Raw genomic sequence first — 17,545 nt, forward strand, 5'->3', positions numbered from 1 at the left:
CGGCCGGTACGCGAGGACCGCCCGGCTGCCTCACCCGAGCGCCGCGATGGCGGAGCCGTCCTCGAGGGTGCCGCGCAGCGACGCCGTCGCGCCCTTCTCGGTGCGGACCGCCAGCAGCCCGCCACGGGCCGAACCCCGCGCGTCCCCCCTCGCCGTGACCGTGGCCAACTGGCGGCTGCCGCCGGCCAGCACGTACCAGCTGCCCGCCCGCGACTTCCACAGCACGCCCGCGAGCACCCGTGGCTGCCGCGGGCCGCAGGCCGGGGAGTCCTGCGCCTTCGCCGCGATCGCCGCGGCCCCGTCGCCCGGCGCCTGGAACTGGGCGAGCGTCCGCGATCCGGTGCCGCGCCAGGTCTCCGCCCGGGTGCACACCCAGGTCGCCGAACCGTTCGCCTCCGGGAGCCGCTGGGTGGCGTACGCCCAGGAGTTGACCGAACGGACACCGTGCGAGCGGACCGCGGTGAGATGGCAGGCGGCCCGCGACCACTGCTGCCGGGCCGCGGTGCCCGAGACCTCCCCGGGGTCCTCGGGGCGGCCCGAAGTCAGTCGGGCCGGGGTCAGTTCGCCGAGGTCGGTGAGCAGCCGGGTGGCGCCCGCCTCGCGCACCTCGAGGGCGGTCCACGACTTACAGTCGCGCTGCTGTACGGGGCTGGCGAGCGCCTCGGTCACCCCCTGCTCCGACACCTGCAGCGTCCGAGCGTCCCCAGCCGGCTCGAGCAGGTCCCGGACCGCTGCCGTCCGCACCCAAGGGGCGGTCAGATAGCGGACCTTGTCGCTGCCCCTGCCGACGATCACCGCGCTCGCCGAGCCCTCCTCGGCGTGGTCCACGCGCGCGAAGTCCAGGGCCGCGTCGCCGCCGCCGTCCCGCGGCTCCGCGTAGCGGGCGATCCGCAGGCCGTCGTGCAGGATCACCACACGGCTGCGACCCAGCTTCCCCGCGTACAGCAACTGGGCGGGACCGGGCGGCGGACCTGTCGCGGTGCCCGGTGTGTGCGACACCCGCACGGCATCGCCCGGCCGCGCCCAGGCGGTCAGCGCGCGCCCCAACAGGTTCTTGTCCCCGGTGAGTTCGCCGCGCGCGGGCCAGACCGTGAAGTCCCGGCGTGCGGACCGCTCCCAGTCACCGGTGCCGGCCCTGGTCAGCCGCGCGGGGTCGAGTGCCGCCTCGACGGCCGGGTTGTCCGCGTACCCGGCCGGAGCGTCGCCGCCACCCCAACCGTCGGCCGGAAGCCCGAGCAGCGTTCCGCACACCGCAGCCGCCACCAGTGAGACCAGGGCAGCCGTCCAGTGCCTGCGGCGCCGCAGCAGATCGGTCGGCCTGGCCTGCAGCGAACAGGCGTCGAACTCCGGCGAACCGAGCAGCTCCGCCGCCGTCCGACCGCACGGGGCCACGGCATCCGCCTCGACGAGCGCGCCGCGCGGATCCGCGACACCGGCGGCCACCAGTGCCCGGCGCACATCGGCGTCCGGCAGCTGCTCCAGGGTCCGTAGGACGTACGCGGCGCGACCGGGCGCAGAGAGTGCTGACAGCTCCTGGTCCAGGGCGAGTTCGGCCGCACCGCCGGAGCGCGGGAACAGGCTCAGCCCCCACACCCGCGGCAGCAGCGGTGCGAACGCGGCCCGGCCGAACAGGCCGGCGCTCCGGCGCGCCAGGGCCGCCCGCAGCACCCGCCCGCGCAGGAACGCGTACCCCGGACCGCCACCCGCGCCGCGCCCGCCACGCTGCCCCGGGACGTCCGGCATCCTGGTCGGCCCCCGGCCGCGCGGCAGGGCCCGCTGGACCAGGGCGTGCGCACGCAGGACCCGGCGGCTGCGCCCCAGCGACGGCGGCAGCACCAGGTAGCCGAGCCGTACGAGCCGTGGATAGTGCTCCACGAGCGCGGCCTCGGCCTGCTCCGTGTCGATCAGGGAGCCTGCCTCGGGGGTGGCCTGGGTGACGGCGTCCGGTGAGCTCACATTCAGCAGAACGAGCGAATCGTCCGATGGTCACTCGAACCCACCGTGCGCCCGGTCACGTCGGCCCACCGGGCGCACCGACACGTGAACTCCATCTACGTCGAGGGGAGTTCGGCACGCTCAGGACAGCGACCAGGCACTGAACTCGACCGTTCCGCGCGCCCCGCTGCCACCGTGCGTGGCCGTCATGAACAGCCCCACGTCCTGCGCTGCGGCCGCCCCCGGCACGGTCACCGCGGCGACCGTCCGCCAGGTGCCACCGTCGTCCGTCGAGTACTCGGCGGTCAGCGCCCCGTCGGCACGCCCCAGGCGCAGCGTCACCGGCGCCGTGACGCCTTTGACCTGCTCATAGGTGTCGAGCGTGCCGTCGCCGTTCGTGTCGTAGGAGAACACCACTCCGTTCGACGGCGTCACGGAGAGATTGGCGAAACCGGCGGAGCCCGGCGTGCCGAGCTCGTTGCGGACGATCACGCCCGCCCGCGCCCACCCGCCCGTCTTCTCCTGCGCATCGACCCGGACGGTGGCCCTGCCGCCGTCCCGCAGCGCCTGGGCCCGGTAAGCGGTGCCGAACTCCGCGTTCGCCTTCCACAGGTCCTGGCCCGCTCCGTTCACCGCGAACCGGTCCTCCAGCCTGCCGAACACCGCCGCATTGCTGGTGTACGTCCGCCAGCCCTCGCCCAGCGGCCCCGCCACGTACAGGCTCCCCTCGACGACACCCCGCACACGCCGCTCACCGGCCGGGCCGTACGACGTCGTCAGGGTGTACGGCAGCGGCAGCAGCGGGGACGTGAGCGGCTCGTCCGGCGCCGACACCCGCCAGCTCACCCGGCCGCTGCCCGCCGCCGGCACGGACGGCAGCGACGGCTCGCCGTCGGGCTCGGCCTCCGGCCCCCTCAGGGCGAAGTCGACACGCCCGGTGGCCCGCAGCCCGTTCACGTTCCGGAAATCGGCGTCCACGCGCGCGTGGCCACCCGGCGGGATCTGCACCGGGTCCGCCACCACGTCCACCGTCCCCTGATACGGAGCCCGGGACAGTACGTCGTGCACCCTGCGCGCGGTCCGGTAGGCGTCGTTCGGCGGGCGCAGCGGGTGGTCCTTGCGTTGCCGCCGGAAGGGTTCCTCGATCGCGTACCAGTCGAAGGCCTCCGGCTCGCGGCCCGCCGCGAGTGCGTCCTCCAGCTCGTCCAAGTAGGCCTTCCACTGCGGCAGATGGAAGTCCCCGATGAGTCCGTGCCAGTCGCGGTTCGCGTAGTTGGCGAGCTTCCCGCCGTCCGCGGTGGGCCGGTCCGCCCAGGTGGTGACCAGGATGCGGGCCGTCTCCTCCAGCCGGTCCCGCTCGTCCGCCGAGGTGGCCGAACGGCGCGCGTCGTCGATCCACGGGCCGAGCAGGAAAGCCCGGTGCGCACCGGCCATCTCGTCACTGAGTTCCATCAGCCGCAGCCACAGCCGGGACAGCGCACGAAAGGCGTCCAGATCGCCGCGCTCGTGGGCCGACTGCAGCTGAGGGATCAGCTGCCACGAGCGGTTGGCGAGCGCCTGCCGGCCCAGATCGGTGAGGTCGTAGCGGTAGGCGTCCGACCGGCGCAGCGGCTCACGTACGGAGAGCAGCGCGGCGAAGGCGCCGTCGAAGTCGGCGGAGTCGAAGGCAGGCGTGTGAGTGGCGTAGTTGGTGCCCGAGCGGGCGGTGAGGCTCGGCCGTGCGGCGAACACCGAATCGTGCGGCCGCCCGTCCTTGCTGGTGATCCGGTACGCCGTCTCGCGGAGCACCGCGAAGGCACGGCGGGCGTCCCGGTCCCGGCCGCCGTAGCGCAGATCCGCGTAACCGGCGAACCACGCGGAGCGGTCCACCGGCTCCTTGCGCCAGGCCAGTTCGGAGAACAGCTCGAACGCCGCCGGGTCGCGCTCCGCGGCCTCCGGCATGTAGGCCGTCCCCTCCAGGGTCGAACCGGCTCGGTCCCGCCACTGCGTGAACCGCTCCGCCCACTGGTGCGTCTTGGCGCCGATCGTGGTGCGCCCGCCGAAGTTGGGGATGGTGCCGAAGGCGTACGGGACCCCGCCCCAGTCCTCCTCCCGTTCGGTGACCGTCTCCAGGTCCGAGAGACCGTCGACGATCAGGAGGCGGTCCTTGTCGAGCGCGTCGATCACGTCGCGTCGCGGGTTCTCCTGCCAGCCGAGGATCGTCCACACCGCGTCGGGCCGCGCGGTGTGCAGTGCCCGCTCGACCGCGCGGGCGGCGTCCGGCACCGACACGTCGCCCGGTGTGCCGCCCTCGTGCAGCAGATCCATCTTGAACTGATCCACCGGGCCGAGGAGTTCGTCCAGATGCCGGTAGAAGGCGGCCGCCACGTCCTGGAAGACATCGGTGCGAGGGTCGAGCCAGTCGGGGCGCTTCAGGCCGTTCCAGTCGCCCTGCGGGACCGTTTCGGCGCCCGGATTGCGGTCCGCGAAGCCGTCGGGAACGGTGCCGAAGTAGCCGGGCAGTACCGGAGCGATGCCCAGATCCCGCATCCGGTCGGTGATCCGACGTCCCAAGTCGGCGCGCCGGCCGATGAGTTCGGCACTCAGCGGGCCCCCGTAGCCGCTCATGTTCTGCAGCAGCCACCAGGACTGGTGCGAGGGCGCCGGCAGCCAGGCGCGGGCCTCGGTGTCGGAGTAGCCGAAGTCCTTCAGGAGCCGGTGGTACACGGCCTCCATACCGACGGTGACCAGGGCCTCGTTGCAGCCGTGCAGGGCGAGCAGGTCGATCATCCGCTCCCAGCGCGGCCAGTCGGCGTACGGCGAGGTGTAACCGTCGTGGGTGTCGTTGAAGGCGAAGCGGTGCGGGACCGTCGCCGCGCGCTCCAGCGCTTCGGCCGGCGCGGGCAGTCGGCGCGGCAGCCCGAGTTGGCTTCCCGCCCACGAAAGGTGCGCCCCGCAGGTGTACTTGAGATACCAGTGGACGCCGGTCAGCGCGGCGGCGGGGCTGGTCGCGGCCACCGTGATCCGTCCCGTACCGCCGTCCACCCGGAAGCGGTCCCCGTCCGCGCGATCGCCCGGTGCGCCGGCCAGTTGCTCGACGCCGATCTGGTCGGCGTGGTCCGGCAGCAGCCGCCCCAGCGCGTCCTGGGCGGCCCCCATGCGCGCCGTGGACGGCCGGGGCGCGGCGGCCGCGGTGGTGTACGACGCGAGTGCGGCGCCGGCGCCCAGCGCCGATGCCGTGCCGAGGAGTGTGCGTCGCGACAGTTCGGTCATCGGGGTGCCCCCACGCTGTGACGGAAATGGACCAGGTACTGGAACATCGGTGATGCCGGTGCCAACAGGTGCGTACGGCACGCACGTTAATGACGGGACGAGGGGCGGGCAATGGTGCGCGGGAACCTGGCGTTTCGCCTCCGCGGGCCGTCCGTGGACGGCACCATGGGGGTATGCGTGGACTGCAGGCAGGACCCCGTTCGGTGGCCGTCGTCGCGCTGTTCGCCCTGGTGACGGGCTGTGGTGCGGGCCACTCCGACGACTCCCGCGACGATGTGCCCGAGACGGCCACGGGCAGCCTGGAGCAGCTCGCCGGCAAGGTGGACTGCGAGCCGAACATCCAGACCGACGCGGACGAGCTGCGCCAGGCCAACTGCCGTAACGACGACGGCCGTTTCATCCTCACCACGTTCGACACGGACCGCGGCCAGCGCGAGTGGATCAACGAGGCCAACGACTACGGCGGCACGTATCTGGTCGGCCGCAAGTGGGTCGCCGTCGGGAACCCGAAGGTGGTCACGGCGCTGCGCGGCCGGCTCGGGGGGACCGTGGAGGAGTCCGCACACCACTCAGGGAGCGGCGATGGGGGGAACGGGAACTCGGGGCACTCCGGTCACCACGGGAGCTGACCGCGCAGGTTCTGGGGCGGGCGGGCCTGTTCCGGCCGACGCGGGGGCGGCCCCGCCGTGGGCCGCCCCCGCGTCGCCCGCCGCCCACCGGCGGCGGGCGGGGATCAGGACGAGGTAGTGGTGAGGATCAGCCGCACTCACGGCCCTCGTTGATGCAGGACACCATCTCGTCCATCACCTCGTCGTCGAAGACGTTGATGAAGTCGCCGTGGTCGGTGATCGGTTTGTGCAGCTGTTCCGGGAAGGCGTCGACCGCGAAGTTCCGCTCCGGCGCCACGTCGTAGACGATCCGCTGCACCAGCTGCGGAATGGCCTGGAAGCCCTCGGGGCATCGGCCGCTCTCGTCTGCGAAGGCCACATGGGTGCGGTGGTTGGCGCTGTCGGTGTTCTGCCCGTCCCAGCAGCTCTGGAAGCGGAACGACCGCACCACGCTGCTGCCTTCGGGGCACAGCGGGTACTTGTCCTTCAGCTGCCGGTCCTCGAAACCGGTGCAGCTCCAGGAGGCGTTGGCGTTCGCGTCGCCGTTGGTGAAGGCCTTGGCGTCGCCGGTGATGATGCGCAGGAAGCGGGGCATCTCCACCACCTCGCCGACCGGGCTGCCGACGAAGTCGAGGGTGACCTCGGACGGCGTCTGGATCTTGCCGACGTTCTGGTCGTTGCCGCCGCCGTCCTCGTTCGCGTCCGCCTCGTCCTCGCCGTTCTGCACGCGCAGGACGGGCCAGTAGTACGTGGAGCGGTCGCCCTGGTCGTCGCAGCTCGTCTCTCCGGCGGCCAGGTCGTCGTCGCTGGCGAAGGCGTCGTTGGCCTGGTTGCCGACGTAGTCGTGCATGTGGTGGGCGCCGTTGCTCACCCCGGGGGCTGCGATGACGTTGTCGGAGTTGCGGTTGCCGTTCTCGTTGACGCCGCACTGGGTGGCGAACTTCCCGGTGGACGCGTCGTCGCCGTTCTCGGGGGTGTTCACATTGGGCTCGACGGACTCGATGTCGACGAAGTCCTCGTCCACCGGGCCGTTCCCGGCCTGTCCGCCGCCGGACTCGTCGCCGCCTTGGCCGCCGTCCTGACCGCCGTTGTCGCCCTGTCCGCCGTCCTGTCCGCCGTCCTGGCCATCCCCGCCTTCGCCACCGCCGTTGTCGTCGGCGCGCATCGTGCACGGGGCCATGCCCTTGAGGCCTTCCGGCGCGGAGCCGCCGGCCCGTTGCAGTGCGCCGTTGATGCGCCGCAGGGACCTCTCCCGCTGGTCGCGCAGTGAACCGAGCAGATCCTCCTGCCGTGCCGGGTCCGCGTTCTCCGCGAACCGCCGGTAGGCATCGGTGATCTGGCTGTCCATGGCCGCGAGCGTGCGGTCCACCTTGCCGCGTGCCCGACGGGGTACGTCTCCGAGTCCGTTGGCCACTTCCGGGCAGTCGATGGTCGACACGGCGGGCGGTCCGGATCCACCGCCCTGCCCGCGCCCGCCGTCCTGCGCGGAAGGCCGGCCGCTGCCTTCGCCCGCTGAGGCGTAGACATTCACCGCGACCAGACCGCCCCCGCCCAGGACGAGTGCCACCGAGGCCGCGACGGCCCGGCCGGCCAGAGTTGATCGTTTGCGTGAGGTGCGTCCCATGGGGCTACGTACGCACCACGGGCACCGGCGTCTCAACGCCCGGCGAAGTTCGGAGCATCCTCCAGGGGCAAGCGGGGGCAACCGTACTCAAGTCGGCTCCGCGGACCGGGAATCGGCGGATGAACAGACACCCCGGAACCGTCACCACCCCAAGTGCCGTACAGGGGACTTCAGTTGTCGCCCCGGTCCAGGTAGGCGAGTACCGCGAGCACCCGCCTGTTGTCGTCGTCGGACACGTTGAGGTCGAGCTTCAGGAAGATGTTGGAGGTGTGCTTGGCCACGGCCCGTTCGGTCACGAAGAGCGCTCCCGCGATGGCCGCGTTCGACCGGCCCTGAGCCATCAGCTCCAGCACCTCCACCTCCCGCGGCGTCAGCCCGCCCAGCGGCGCGTCGGCGGACCGCCGCGACAGCAGCTGCTGGATCACCTGCGGATCCATCGCCGTACCGCCGGACGCGACCCGGCGCACCGCGTCGATGAACTGATCCGCCTCGAAGACCCGGTCCTTGAGCAGATACCCCACCCCGCCGTTCCCGTCCGCGAGCAACTCGCGCGCGTACAGCTGCTCCACGTGCTGGGAGAGCACGAGCACCGGCAGCCCGGGCCGGTCCCGGCGTGCCGCGAGCGCGCACTGCAGCCCCTCGTCCGTCTGGGAAGGCGGGAGCCGGACGTCGACGACTGCGACGTCCGGCTGCAACTCGGCCAGTGCCCGGGTGAGTTCGGGCCCCGTCTCGACCGCTGCCGCGATCTCGAAGTCGTAAGCCTCCAGCATGCGGACCAGACCGTCCCGCAGCAGAAAGAGGTCTTCGGCTAGGACAACTCGCAAGGGATCTCCATGGTCACCATGGTGGGACCGCCCGCGGGGCTGCTGACGGCCAGGACGCCGTCGAATGTACCGAGCCTCCGCTCGATGCCGCTCAACCCGCCCCCGGGTGCGACGGCCGCGCCACCGCGACCGTCGTCGGTCACCCCGACCCGCAGCATCCCGTCGCGATGGTGCAGATCGATCCAGATCCGCTCGGCGCCCGCGTGCTTGACGGCGTTCGTGAGCACCTCGCTGATCGCGAAGTACGCCGCCGACTCGACGGGCGCGTCCGGCCGGCCCGGCAGGTCCACGGCCACCTCGGTCGGTACGGGCATCCGCAGCGCGAGCGCCTTGACCGCGTCACCGACGCCGCGTTCCGCGAGCACCGGCGGGTGGATTCCGCGGACCAGGTCGCGCAGCTCGGTCAGGGCGTCCGCGGAGGACTTCCTGGCCTGGCCGATCAGCCGCTTCGCCTGCTCGGGGTCCTTCTCGATGAGCGCCTCGATGGTGCCGAGGTCCATTCCCACGGAGACCAGCCTGGCCTGCGCTCCGTCGTGCAAGTCCCGCTCGATGCGGCGCAGTTCGGCGGCCGAGGTGTCGACCGCGTCGTTCCTGGTCTCGGTGAGCCGGTCGATGCGCTGGGTCAGTTCGGCACCCTCGCCCGGGGCGAGCGAGGCCTGCGCGATCTTGAAGTGCCCCTTGACGAGATACGGATTGAGATACGTCGCCAGGGTGATCCAGACGCAGCCGAGCAGCGCGGCGAGGGTGGCGGTGCCCTGGCTGTCGACCGGGATGAACGCGTACCAGTAGCCGTCGATCGGCTTCCACAGCCCCGCCATGAGCAGCAGCCCGAACACGCCCTCCGCATACAGCCCGGGCGCGAGGATGGCGACGACGAAGCCACCGGTCATGTCGGTGACCAGCCACCGCATGTCGCGCCAGGTCGCCGGGTCCTTCATCAGCAGGCTGCACTGCTCGACCTGCCCGGTGACCCCGGTACGCAGATCCGCGGGGAACTTCCGGTACGGCACCGGAATCCGCACATCCGACCAGCTGGCGGCGAGCAGCCGGCGGTGGTTGGCGTGCGTCCTGACCATCCTCAGCACGAGCGGGGTGGTGAAGACCCCCACTCCGAGCACGATGAATGCCATCGAGAGCACCGTCACGATGAACAGGGCGAGCGAGACACCCAGCGAGAGCAGGGCGAGCGCGAGCCCCTGTACTGCGGCGAGCAACGCCCCGCGCACCCTCGACGTGTTCATGATCCCCTGCCTTCTGTCGTGGACTCCCCGTGTGCGTCCAGTGTCGCCGCCGCGACCCGGCCCGGGCACGGGGTTTCCCACCCGGATGTCGGGTGTACCCAGCAACACCCTCGCGGGTCCGGAGTCAGAGGGGCCGGGTGTGAACGCCGGTCCCTCCGGAGACGACGAGGTTGTTCCCGGTGATGTAACCGGCTGCGCCGGAGGCGAGGAACGCGACCGCTTCGGCGACGTCGGCCGGGACTCCGACGCGCCCCAGCGGGATGCCCTCCGCCCAGGAGTCGATCACTTCGTCGGAGATGCCCATCTTGCGGTAGGCGGGCGTCTTGATCGCGCCGGGGCTGACCGCGTTGACCCGGATTCCGCGCGGAGCGAGTTCGATCGACAGGGCGCGCATCAGGGGGAGCAGGGCCCCTTTGGCGGCGGTCATCGCGGCTCCGAGTCCTTCCCCGGCGCCGACGGTGAAGACGACCGACGCGCCCTCGTTCAGAGGCGGCAGCGACTTCTGCAGGGTGAAGAAGCTGCCCTTGACGTTGATGTCGAAGAGGGCGTCGAAGGCGGCTTCGTCCGTGGTCTCGATCGGGCCGGGGCGGGAGACACCTGCGTTGAGGAACAGCAGGTCCAGCGAGCCGAACGTCTCGCGGGCGCGGCCCACCAGGCGGTCGGTGTCCGCCAGGGACCGTGTATCGGCGTGGACGACGGCGATGTCCTGCGGCAGGCCGGGGTCGGTGTCGTGGACTCCGGTGACCATGACGCGATAGCCGCGTGCGTGCAGCGTCCGGGCGGTGGCCTCGCCGATGCCACTGGTTCCGCCGGTGATCAGGGCTGTGGGTTTCGACATGGGTGTCTCCATGAGTAGTAGTGCCCAGGTGTGGGCCGGGCGACTGCCGGGAGGGGGAGCGGACCGGTCCCGCGAAGTGGCCCCGCTCGTGCGTATCCCCGCCGCGTACCCGGGTGCGGAGTCAGAGGGTGACGACGACCTTCCCGTGCACGTGGCGCCCCGCCTGCAGTTCGACGGCTTCGCGGATCCGGGACACGGGGAAGGTGGCGGCGATCGGCACGGTGATCTCACCGGTGGCGACGGCGTGGGCGACCCGCTGCAGGTCCTCGGGCCGCGCCTCGAAGCCGCCGGTCGCACGTACGCCGCCGGGTGGGTTGGCGCCCACGGCGATGGTGGCGATCCTTTCCGCGGGGACGCCGAGCGCCAGCGCCGCCTCGGCCGCCTCGGCGCCGAACAGGTCGGTCGCCGCGCTCACTCCGTCGGGAGCCAGCTCGCGCACCCGGTCCTCGAGGCCGGGGCCGTACGTGACGGGTTCGACCCCGAACTGCCGGAGAAAGCCGAAGGTGCTCTCCGAGGCGGTGCCGATCACCCGCGCCCCGGCGAGCCCGGCCAGCTGGACGGTGAGCACACCGACGCCCCCGGCCGCGCCCCCGACCAGGACGGTGTCGCCGGCCTTCACGCCGGCGGACGCGAGCGCGGCAGCGGCCGTCAGCCCCGCCACGGAGAGCGTGCCGGCAACCTCGTCGCCGATCCCTGCCGGCGTGTGGAGGAGCGAACCCGTCGAGGGGTCGACCACCACATGGTCCGCCGCGGCCCGGCCCACCGCGCCTCCGTAGACGCGGTCGCCCACGGAGAAGCCGGAGACGCCGGCACCGACCTCGTCGACGACGCCGGCGATGTCGGTGCCGAACCCGGACGGCAGCGTGATGCCGAACCGTTGCGCCGCCTCGGGCGCCGAGGCGAGGAGCCAGTCCATCGGGTTGAGGCCGACGGCAGTCACGCGTACGCGCACCTCACCCGCTGCCGCATGCGGCTCCGGGACATCGCGCAGCTGGAGTACCTCCGGGCCTCCGAACGTCTCGTACACAACGGCTCGGCTCATGACGTGCCTCCACATCAGTGATGGGACTTGGTCCTATCACAGTACATGGTGACGAGACCGAGTCCCGTAAGCTGTCGCCATGGCTCGCTGGGAACCCAACGCACCGCAACGACTCGCCGACGCCGCTCTGGAACTGTTCACGGAGCGCGGTTACGACAACACGACAGTGCTCGACATCGCACAGCGCGCCGGACTCGCCAAGAGCTCCTTCTTCCGGCACTTCCAGGACAAGCGAGAGGTGCTCTTCGGCGAGAACGTGCTGATCGAGCCGATGGCCACGGCGATCGCCGAGGCGCCCGCCGGTGCCTCCCCGCTCGAGGCGATGGCGCGCGGCTTCGACGTTCTCGGACGTGACGTCTTCACCTCGGACCACCGGTCCTTCGCCGTGCGCAGGAGAGCCGTGATCGAGACGCACCCCGACCTTCAGGAACGCGAGGCTCTCAAGGGGGTGAGCCTCACCGCCTCGATGGCGGAGGCGATGGCGCGCCGCGGAGCTCCCGAACTCGTCGCCGACGTGACCGCACAACTGGGCACGCTCGCCTTGAAACTGACTCTCGATCGATGGATCGACCCGGGGAACACCGAGGAGTTCGCGGACATCGCCCGGCTGATCGTCCAAGACGTCCGGACCGCGGTCGCCACCGTGTGAACCGCGGTCTCCTCGGTGTGAGCGGAGCCGCTGCGGCCGACGGCTCCTGCCGGGGCGTGCCGTCGGCTAGGCGCCTTCGCCCAGCACCTTCGCCTCGAGCTCCGGCGGCACGCCCACAGCGGGGCGGTCCGGGCGCTGCGGCGCGGTGCCGCCGATCGACTGCAGCCAGGCCCAGGTCGCCTCGACCGTCTCCTCGACGGGGCGGCAGCGCAGCCCGGTCGCCAGGGCCCGCTGTACGTCGACCGTGAACAGGCCGTCGTACAGATCGCTGCCGGGAGGCAGCCAGGCCGGCAGATGGTTCCAGGGTTCGATCCCGGCTGCGAGGACGGTCTCCGGGGCGGTCCACCGCAGTTCGGCCGACGTCGACCCGGTGGCGCGCAGGCAAGCCTCCAGGAGCCCGCCCGTCGTCGTGTGCCCCTGCGGACCGACCAGGTTGTACGGACCGCTGAGCCCGTCCGCTGCCGCGTCCAGGATCCACTCGGCCAGATCCCGCGCGTCGATGTACTGCAACGGCATATCGCGTGGACCGGGTGCGAGCACCGGGCCGCCCGCCGCGATCCGTCCTAGCCACCACGGCAGCCGGCCCACGTTCTCGTACGGGCCGAGGATCAGGCCCGCGCGGGCGAACAGCGAGTGGTCCTCGCCGAAGGCTTCGAGCGCGGCCAGCTCACCGCCCCGCTTGTCGGCGGCGTAGTCGGTCTGCTCCGCGTCCGGGGCACCCGCCACGAGCCGGGCGCTCTCGTCCGCGCCCGGGCCGCGCGGCCAGTCGTACACCGAGCAGCTCGACACATAGAGGTAGTGCGCCACCCGGCCCGCCAGCAGCTGCGCGGTGTCGCGTACCGCGCGAGGGGCGCCGGACCAGGTGTCGACCACCGCGTCCCACTCGCCGTCGGTGAGCGCGGCGAGGCCGTCCGGTGAGAGGCGGTCGCCGTGCAGCGCCGTGACGCCGGAGGGCGGATCGTGCCGGCCGCGGTGGAAGACCGTCACGTCGTGGCCCCTGGTCGTGGCCGCCTCGGCCACCGCGCGGCCGACGAACTCCGTACCGCCGAGAATCAGAAGTCGCATGGCGTGAACTCTGCCTGCGCACGTGCCGCCGCGCACCGGATTCTGCTGTCAGGCGATCCGGCGATCCAGGCGCCCCAAGCGATCCACGCGGCACAGGAGCACAGGGTGCGTGGCCGGCCCCAGTACGGCAGGGACCGGCCACGCACCTGCGAGCGCCGCTACCCGCGGTGGGCGCTCGGGTGTCTCAACGGCCCGCGGGCGGCGCGTACTTGTAGCCGACGCGACGTACCGTCTGGATCACCTGGCGGTGCTCGGCGCCGAGCTTGCGGCGCAGCCGCGCGACGTGCACGTCCACGGTGCGGCCGTCGCCCACATGTCCGTACCCCCACACCGTGCTGACCAACTGGTCACGGGTGTGCACCCGCTGCGGGTGGGCGACGAGATGGGCGAGCAGTTCGAACTCCAGATACGTGAGGTCGAGCGGTCGCCCGTCGACGTCGGCCGTGCGCTGTACCGGGTCGATCCGGACCAGTGCGTCGGCGGAGCCGCCCTGCACGGGCAACTGCGGCGCCGGGGAAGGCGCGACCGCAGGCGCCGGTGCGTGCAGCCGGCCGGCCACCCCGGGAGTGGTCGCCGCGCGGCCCGCCAGTGCCGCGGGCTGCTGGTCGGCGGGTACCAGCACCAGGTAGCCGACCATCGGCGGGTGGCCCGGCAGAGTCGGCACGGTGTGCTGGGGTGCGGGCAGCCAGGTGGCGCCCGGCGGCAGGAAGTCCGCGACGTCGACCACCTCGTCACGGTCGACGGCACGCAGACGGTGCCGTGCGGGCGGCAGTGCGCCGGACGATGCGGAGGCGGTCGCGGTGGAGAAGGGACGGGTGTTCGCCATGGGAAGTCAGCTCTCTTCGCGCAGGAAGACGTCGGTTCGTCGAAGTACCGAAGGACGGAGTTACGTCTGCGCGCCGACCGAAGACCGGGGTGAGCGGCTTTAGAGGGCCGGCGCGTTCAGCGCGCGGCAACACACCCGGTCGAAGTCGTGATGCTGACGGGAAGGCCAGAACGGCTCGAGGTCATGGCGCCCCGTAGCGGTGTCCTGGTATCCGGTCATGGGTCCCATTGAAGCAGAAGTCACGGCCGGGCCCCAGGGCCCGGCCGGACACCGGTGGCTTTCCGGCCGCCCACCGCGGCTTTCCGGCCTCCGCAAGAGGCCGCGGTGCGCGGCGAAGTGGCCCACCTCACCCTCGGCGCCCGCGTTGTCCACATGCCGGAACACCCCTCCGGGCGTCCGCACAAGAGGCGGACGCCCACAGGGAGTTGCTCGGGGGCGGCGCAGGGTCTCAGACCTGTCCGGCCTTCTCGAGCGCCGTGCAGCAGGTGTCGACGAGCAGCCGCGTCACCACGTACGGGTCAACATTGGCGTTCGGCCGCCGGTCCTCGATGTAGCCCTTGCCTTCCTGCTCCACCTGCCAGGGGATACGCACCGAGGCGCCGCGGTCGGAGACGCCGTAGCTGTACTCGTTCCAGGGGGCCGTCTCGTGCAGGCCGGTGAGGCGGTCGTCGATGCCGGCGCCGTAGTGCTTGACGTGGTCGAGCGGCTTCGAGCCCTCACCGAGCGACTCGCAGGCGGTGATGATCGCGTCGTAGCCCTCGCGCATGGCCTTCGTGGAGAAGTTCGTGTGCGCGCCGGCGCCGTTCCAGTCGCCCTTGACCGGCTTGGGGTCGAGCGTCGCGGAGACCTCGAAGTCCTCCGCCGTGCGGTACAGCAGCCAGCGGGCGACCCACAGCTGGTCGGCGACCAGCAGCGGGGCCAGCGGGCCGACCTGGAACTCCCACTGTCCGGGCATCACCTCGGCGTTGATGCCGGAGATGCCGAGCCCGGCCTTCAGGCAGTTCTCCAGGTGCGCCTCGACGACGTCCCGTCCGAAGATCTCGTCCGAACCGACACCGCAGTAGTAGCCGCCCTGCGCGGCCGGGAACCCGCCCTCGGGGAAGCCGAGCGGCCGGGCACCCTTGAAGAAGGTGTACTCCTGCTCGATGCCGAAGATCGGCTCCTGGGAGGCGAACTGTCCGGCCGTCTCGGCGAGGGCGGCGCGGGTGTTGGACTCGTGCGGCGACATGTCCGTGTTGAGGACCTCGCACAGGACGAGGATGTCGTCGCCGCCGCGGATCGGGTCCGGGCAGGAGAACACCGGGCGCAGCACGCAGTCCGAGGCGTGGCCCTTGGCCTGGTTGGTGCTCGACCCGTCGAAGCCCCAGACGGGCAGGTCGGCGGTGGCGACGGCGGCTTCGAGGATCTTCGTCTTGGAACGAAGCTTCGCCGTCGGCTCGGTGCCGTCGATCCAGATGTACTCGGCCTTGAACGTCACGGTCGCCATCCTTTGCGGACATGTACGGGCATGTGCGGGCATTGCGGGTGTCCCACGCGGTACATGCAGCCTGACAACGCGCGATTTCCCGGCCGTTGCCCGATCGTGAACCCCGTGTAACGGACGCCGCGCACGGGGCCCGGCGGCGGTGAGCGTCGTATACACGTCGCGGTGTCCGTCCCGGGCTCAGGGCCCGCAGACTGGGGGCATGACGAAGCTGCGGAAGACACGGGTCGGGCTGTTCGGAACGGGGTCATGGGCACAGCGGGTGCACGGACCCGCACTCGCCGCCCATCCCGGGGTGGAGCTCACCGGTGTATGGGGGCGGCGCCCCGAGGCTGCCGGTGCGCTGGCGGAAACACTCTCCACGCGCGCGTACCCGACGCCGGACGCGCTCATCGAGGACGTCGACGCGGTGGCCGTCGCACTGCCTCCCGATGTGCAGGCGCCGATCGCCGCGCGGGCCGCACGTGCGGGCCGTCACCTGCTGCTCGACAAACCGGTGGCCACCACCGTCGGCCACGCGCGCGAGGTCGTCGACGCGGCAGCCTCCGGCGGGGCCGCGTCGGTGGTCTTCCTCACCCTGCGCTTCTCGTCCGCGGTACGCCCCTGGCTGGCCGAACAGGCCCTGCGCGACGACTGGTTCACCGCGCACGCCGCGTGGCTGGGCTCGATCTACGCGCACGACGCCGAAGGTCCGGCCGTCGACTCGCCCTGGCGTCACGAGAAGGGCGCCCTGTGGGACGTCGGCCCGCACGCGCTGTCCGTGCTGCTCCCGGTACTCGGCGACGTCACCGCGGTGACCGCGGCGGGCGGTCCCGAGGACACCACACATCTGATCCTCCGGCACACCTCGGGCGCCTCCAGCACCGCCACCCTCAGCCTGACCGCCCCGTCGAAGGCCGGCGGTGTCGACGTCGAACTGCGCGGAACCGGCGGCGTGGAGCGCCTGCCCGAGACATGGGGTGACGGGCCGGTCGACGCCTACGCGCGCGCGGTCGACGCGCTGCTCGCCGCCGCGGCCTCGGGAGAGCCCGACCCGTGCGACGTACGGCTCGGGCTCCGGATCACCGAGATCCTCGCCCGGGCGGAACGTGATCTTGGCTGAACTGCCCAGGTGTGAAACGCAGTTCGCGCTCAGCGCCCCAGCGCGTCCCGCACCGCCTCGTCCGTGCGGGCCACCACCGCGGTTCCGTCGTCCGCCGTGATGATCGGGCGCTGGATCAGCTTCGGGTGTGCGGCGAGGGCGGCGATCCACCGGTCGCGGCCGCTGTCGTCGCGCGGCCACTCGGTGCGGTCCGCGAGCCCGAGCTCCTTGGCGGCGGCCTCCTGGGTGCGAGTGATGTCCCAGGGCTCGAGGCCGAGCCGGCCGAGTACGTCCCGGATCTCGTCCTCGGACGGGACGTCGTCGAGGTAGCGGCGCACGGTGTAGTCCGCGCCTTCCGCGTCGAGCAGGGTGAGTGCGCTGCGGCACTTCGAGCAGGCCGGGTTGATCCAGATCTCCATGCCGTCAGCGTAGACCGCGCGCGAGCGGTGGCCGGTTGTCCCCGAGCGACCGCCGCGCATCGGTCAAAGCCCTTGTGGCCAGGGGCTTTTGTCAGTGGTGGGTCGTAGAATAGAAGCAGTGTTCGAGATGGTCCGAAGGGCCCCCGACCGCCCAGGAGGATGCCTCATGGCCGCTGCTGTTCTCACGGCGAAACCCCTGCCGATCGACCTGCCGTACATGCCCTTGGTGAAGAAGCCGCTGCCCGCGGGACGCCCCCGCGAGTGGTACGTCATGCACAACCGCCGCCTGAAGGCGATGCGCCTGGCCATCGCCCTCCTCGACTCGGGTGTGTACCGCGCCGAGCAGGCGGACAACCGCCGGATACGCACCACCGCCGACCTCGTCGGCGTCCGTCCGCCGTCGGAGATCACCTGCCACATGGTGCGCGCGCTGATGCGCTACAGCCGTTGACCGGCCGCCGCGCGGGCAGTTGACGTAAGACTCCGGGGCGCCGGCCGGTCGGCGCCCCGGAGCCGACGTCGTGGCGCCGGGCGCACGGAGTCACGCGTGCGGAGCCGGCGCACGGCGGTCCATGCGCCGGTCTTGAAGTGCACGGGACATGTGTGGCACACATGTCCAGACCAATGTGACGCCCGCCCGGGGCGTACGGCATGACGC

At 72.0% G+C, this 17,545-nt stretch carries 15 protein-coding genes; 4 read left to right on the top strand and 11 right to left on the bottom strand.

The window, feature by feature from the left end; translation table 11 throughout:
• Positions 1-30: 30 nt before the first annotated feature.
• Both DSC45_RS15205 and DSC45_RS15210 read right to left on the bottom strand, forming a co-directional pair.
• Entirely contained in the window at positions 31-1,965 is a 1,935-nt protein-coding gene (locus DSC45_RS15205) for a hypothetical protein (RefSeq protein WP_119291088.1), read from the bottom strand.
• A gap of 111 nt (positions 1,966-2,076) precedes the next feature.
• The gene (locus DSC45_RS15210) at positions 2,077-5,187 is read right to left on the bottom strand and encodes an alpha-N-acetylglucosaminidase (protein WP_119291090.1); all 3,111 of its coding nucleotides are present in this window, start codon (positions 5,185-5,187) and stop codon (positions 2,077-2,079) included.
• Between the two features lie 173 nt (positions 5,188-5,360).
• Here DSC45_RS15210 and DSC45_RS15215 point away from each other — a divergent pair, with 173 nt between their 5' ends.
• The gene (locus tag DSC45_RS15215; RefSeq protein ID WP_119291092.1) at positions 5,361-5,816 is read left to right on the top strand and encodes a hypothetical protein; all 456 of its coding nucleotides are present in this window, start codon (positions 5,361-5,363) and stop codon (positions 5,814-5,816) included.
• Positions 5,817-5,943: 127 nt separating this feature from the next.
• On the opposite strand, the gene DSC45_RS15220 is transcribed toward DSC45_RS15215, so the two are convergent.
• From DSC45_RS15220 to DSC45_RS15240, 5 genes are all read right to left on the bottom strand, one after another.
• Positions 5,944-7,419, bottom strand: coding sequence for a DUF1996 domain-containing protein (locus tag DSC45_RS15220; protein ID WP_119291094.1), 1,476 nt, complete (start codon positions 7,417-7,419; stop codon positions 5,944-5,946).
• Between the two features lie 170 nt (positions 7,420-7,589).
• Positions 7,590-8,243 (bottom strand): response regulator transcription factor, encoded by a 654-nt coding sequence (locus DSC45_RS15225; protein ID WP_119291096.1) that lies wholly within the window; start codon positions 8,241-8,243, stop codon positions 7,590-7,592.
• Entirely contained in the window at positions 8,228-9,484 is a 1,257-nt protein-coding gene (locus DSC45_RS15230; RefSeq protein ID WP_119291098.1) for a sensor histidine kinase, read from the bottom strand. The genes DSC45_RS15225 and DSC45_RS15230 overlap by 16 nt, the downstream gene beginning before the upstream one ends.
• 124 nt (positions 9,485-9,608) lie before the next feature.
• Positions 9,609-10,322 carry an SDR family NAD(P)-dependent oxidoreductase gene (locus DSC45_RS15235; RefSeq protein WP_119291099.1) on the bottom strand — a complete coding sequence of 238 codons (714 nt, stop codon included), beginning with the start codon at positions 10,320-10,322 and terminating at the stop codon, positions 9,609-9,611.
• Positions 10,323-10,443: 121 nt separating this feature from the next.
• Positions 10,444-11,364, bottom strand: a complete 921-nt coding sequence (locus DSC45_RS15240; protein ID WP_119291101.1) for an NADP-dependent oxidoreductase — start codon at positions 11,362-11,364, stop codon at positions 10,444-10,446.
• Positions 11,365-11,443: 79 nt separating this feature from the next.
• On the opposite strand from DSC45_RS15240, the gene DSC45_RS15245 reads away from it, so the two are divergent.
• The gene (locus tag DSC45_RS15245; RefSeq protein WP_119291103.1) at positions 11,444-12,013 is read left to right on the top strand and encodes a TetR/AcrR family transcriptional regulator; all 570 of its coding nucleotides are present in this window, start codon (positions 11,444-11,446) and stop codon (positions 12,011-12,013) included.
• Between the two features lie 66 nt (positions 12,014-12,079).
• On the opposite strand, the gene DSC45_RS15250 is transcribed toward DSC45_RS15245, so the two are convergent.
• From DSC45_RS15250 to glnII, 3 genes are all read right to left on the bottom strand, one after another.
• Entirely contained in the window at positions 12,080-13,078 is a 999-nt protein-coding gene (locus tag DSC45_RS15250) for an NAD-dependent epimerase/dehydratase family protein (protein WP_119291105.1), read from the bottom strand.
• A 184-nt stretch (positions 13,079-13,262) separates the two neighbouring features.
• The gene (locus DSC45_RS15255) at positions 13,263-13,904 is read right to left on the bottom strand and encodes a winged helix-turn-helix domain-containing protein (protein WP_119291107.1); all 642 of its coding nucleotides are present in this window, start codon (positions 13,902-13,904) and stop codon (positions 13,263-13,265) included.
• A 448-nt stretch (positions 13,905-14,352) separates the two neighbouring features.
• A complete protein-coding gene (glnII, locus tag DSC45_RS15265; protein WP_119291111.1) occupies positions 14,353-15,381 on the bottom strand; it encodes a glutamine synthetase in 1,029 nt (342 codons plus the stop codon).
• Positions 15,382-15,589: 208 nt separating this feature from the next.
• Here glnII and DSC45_RS15270 point away from each other — a divergent pair, with 208 nt between their 5' ends.
• Positions 15,590-16,489 (top strand): Gfo/Idh/MocA family protein, encoded by a 900-nt coding sequence (locus DSC45_RS15270; protein WP_119291113.1) that lies wholly within the window; start codon positions 15,590-15,592, stop codon positions 16,487-16,489.
• A 29-nt stretch (positions 16,490-16,518) separates the two neighbouring features.
• On the opposite strand, the gene DSC45_RS15275 is transcribed toward DSC45_RS15270, so the two are convergent.
• Positions 16,519-16,887 (bottom strand): arsenate reductase family protein, encoded by a 369-nt coding sequence (locus DSC45_RS15275; protein ID WP_119291115.1) that lies wholly within the window; start codon positions 16,885-16,887, stop codon positions 16,519-16,521.
• A 166-nt stretch (positions 16,888-17,053) separates the two neighbouring features.
• Between DSC45_RS15275 and DSC45_RS15280 the strand changes: the two genes are divergently transcribed.
• A complete protein-coding gene (locus tag DSC45_RS15280) occupies positions 17,054-17,338 on the top strand; it encodes a hypothetical protein (protein ID WP_119291116.1) in 285 nt (94 codons plus the stop codon).
• The last annotated feature ends 207 nt before the right edge of the window (positions 17,339-17,545 follow it).

The sequence above is a fragment of the Streptomyces sp. YIM 130001 genome (assembly GCF_003574445.1).
Taxonomy (GTDB): Bacteria; Actinomycetota; Actinomycetes; order Streptomycetales; family Streptomycetaceae; genus Streptomyces.

Excerpts from the sequence above, each read along its gene's own strand:
- DSC45_RS15210 (WP_119291090.1), bottom strand. The coding sequence starts at position 5,187 with ATGACCGAACTGTCGCGACGCACACTCCTCGGCACGGCATCGGCGCTG.
- DSC45_RS15215 (WP_119291092.1), top strand. The coding sequence starts at position 5,361 with ATGCGTGGACTGCAGGCAGGACCCCGTTCGGTGGCCGTCGTCGCGCTG.
- DSC45_RS15220 (WP_119291094.1), bottom strand. The coding sequence starts at position 7,419 with ATGGGACGCACCTCACGCAAACGATCAACTCTGGCCGGCCGGGCCGTC.
- DSC45_RS15230 (WP_119291098.1), bottom strand. The coding sequence starts at position 9,484 with ATGAACACGTCGAGGGTGCGCGGGGCGTTGCTCGCCGCAGTACAGGGG.
- DSC45_RS15235 (WP_119291099.1), bottom strand. The coding sequence starts at position 10,322 with ATGTCGAAACCCACAGCCCTGATCACCGGCGGAACCAGTGGCATCGGC.
- DSC45_RS15240 (WP_119291101.1), bottom strand. The coding sequence starts at position 11,364 with ATGAGCCGAGCCGTTGTGTACGAGACGTTCGGAGGCCCGGAGGTACTC.
- DSC45_RS15245 (WP_119291103.1), top strand. The coding sequence starts at position 11,444 with ATGGCTCGCTGGGAACCCAACGCACCGCAACGACTCGCCGACGCCGCT.
- DSC45_RS15250 (WP_119291105.1), bottom strand. The coding sequence starts at position 13,078 with ATGCGACTTCTGATTCTCGGCGGTACGGAGTTCGTCGGCCGCGCGGTG.
- DSC45_RS15255 (WP_119291107.1), bottom strand. The coding sequence starts at position 13,904 with ATGGCGAACACCCGTCCCTTCTCCACCGCGACCGCCTCCGCATCGTCC.
- DSC45_RS15270 (WP_119291113.1), top strand. The coding sequence starts at position 15,590 with ATGACGAAGCTGCGGAAGACACGGGTCGGGCTGTTCGGAACGGGGTCA.
- DSC45_RS15275 (WP_119291115.1), bottom strand. The coding sequence starts at position 16,887 with ATGGAGATCTGGATCAACCCGGCCTGCTCGAAGTGCCGCAGCGCACTC.
- DSC45_RS15280 (WP_119291116.1), top strand. The coding sequence starts at position 17,054 with ATGGCCGCTGCTGTTCTCACGGCGAAACCCCTGCCGATCGACCTGCCG.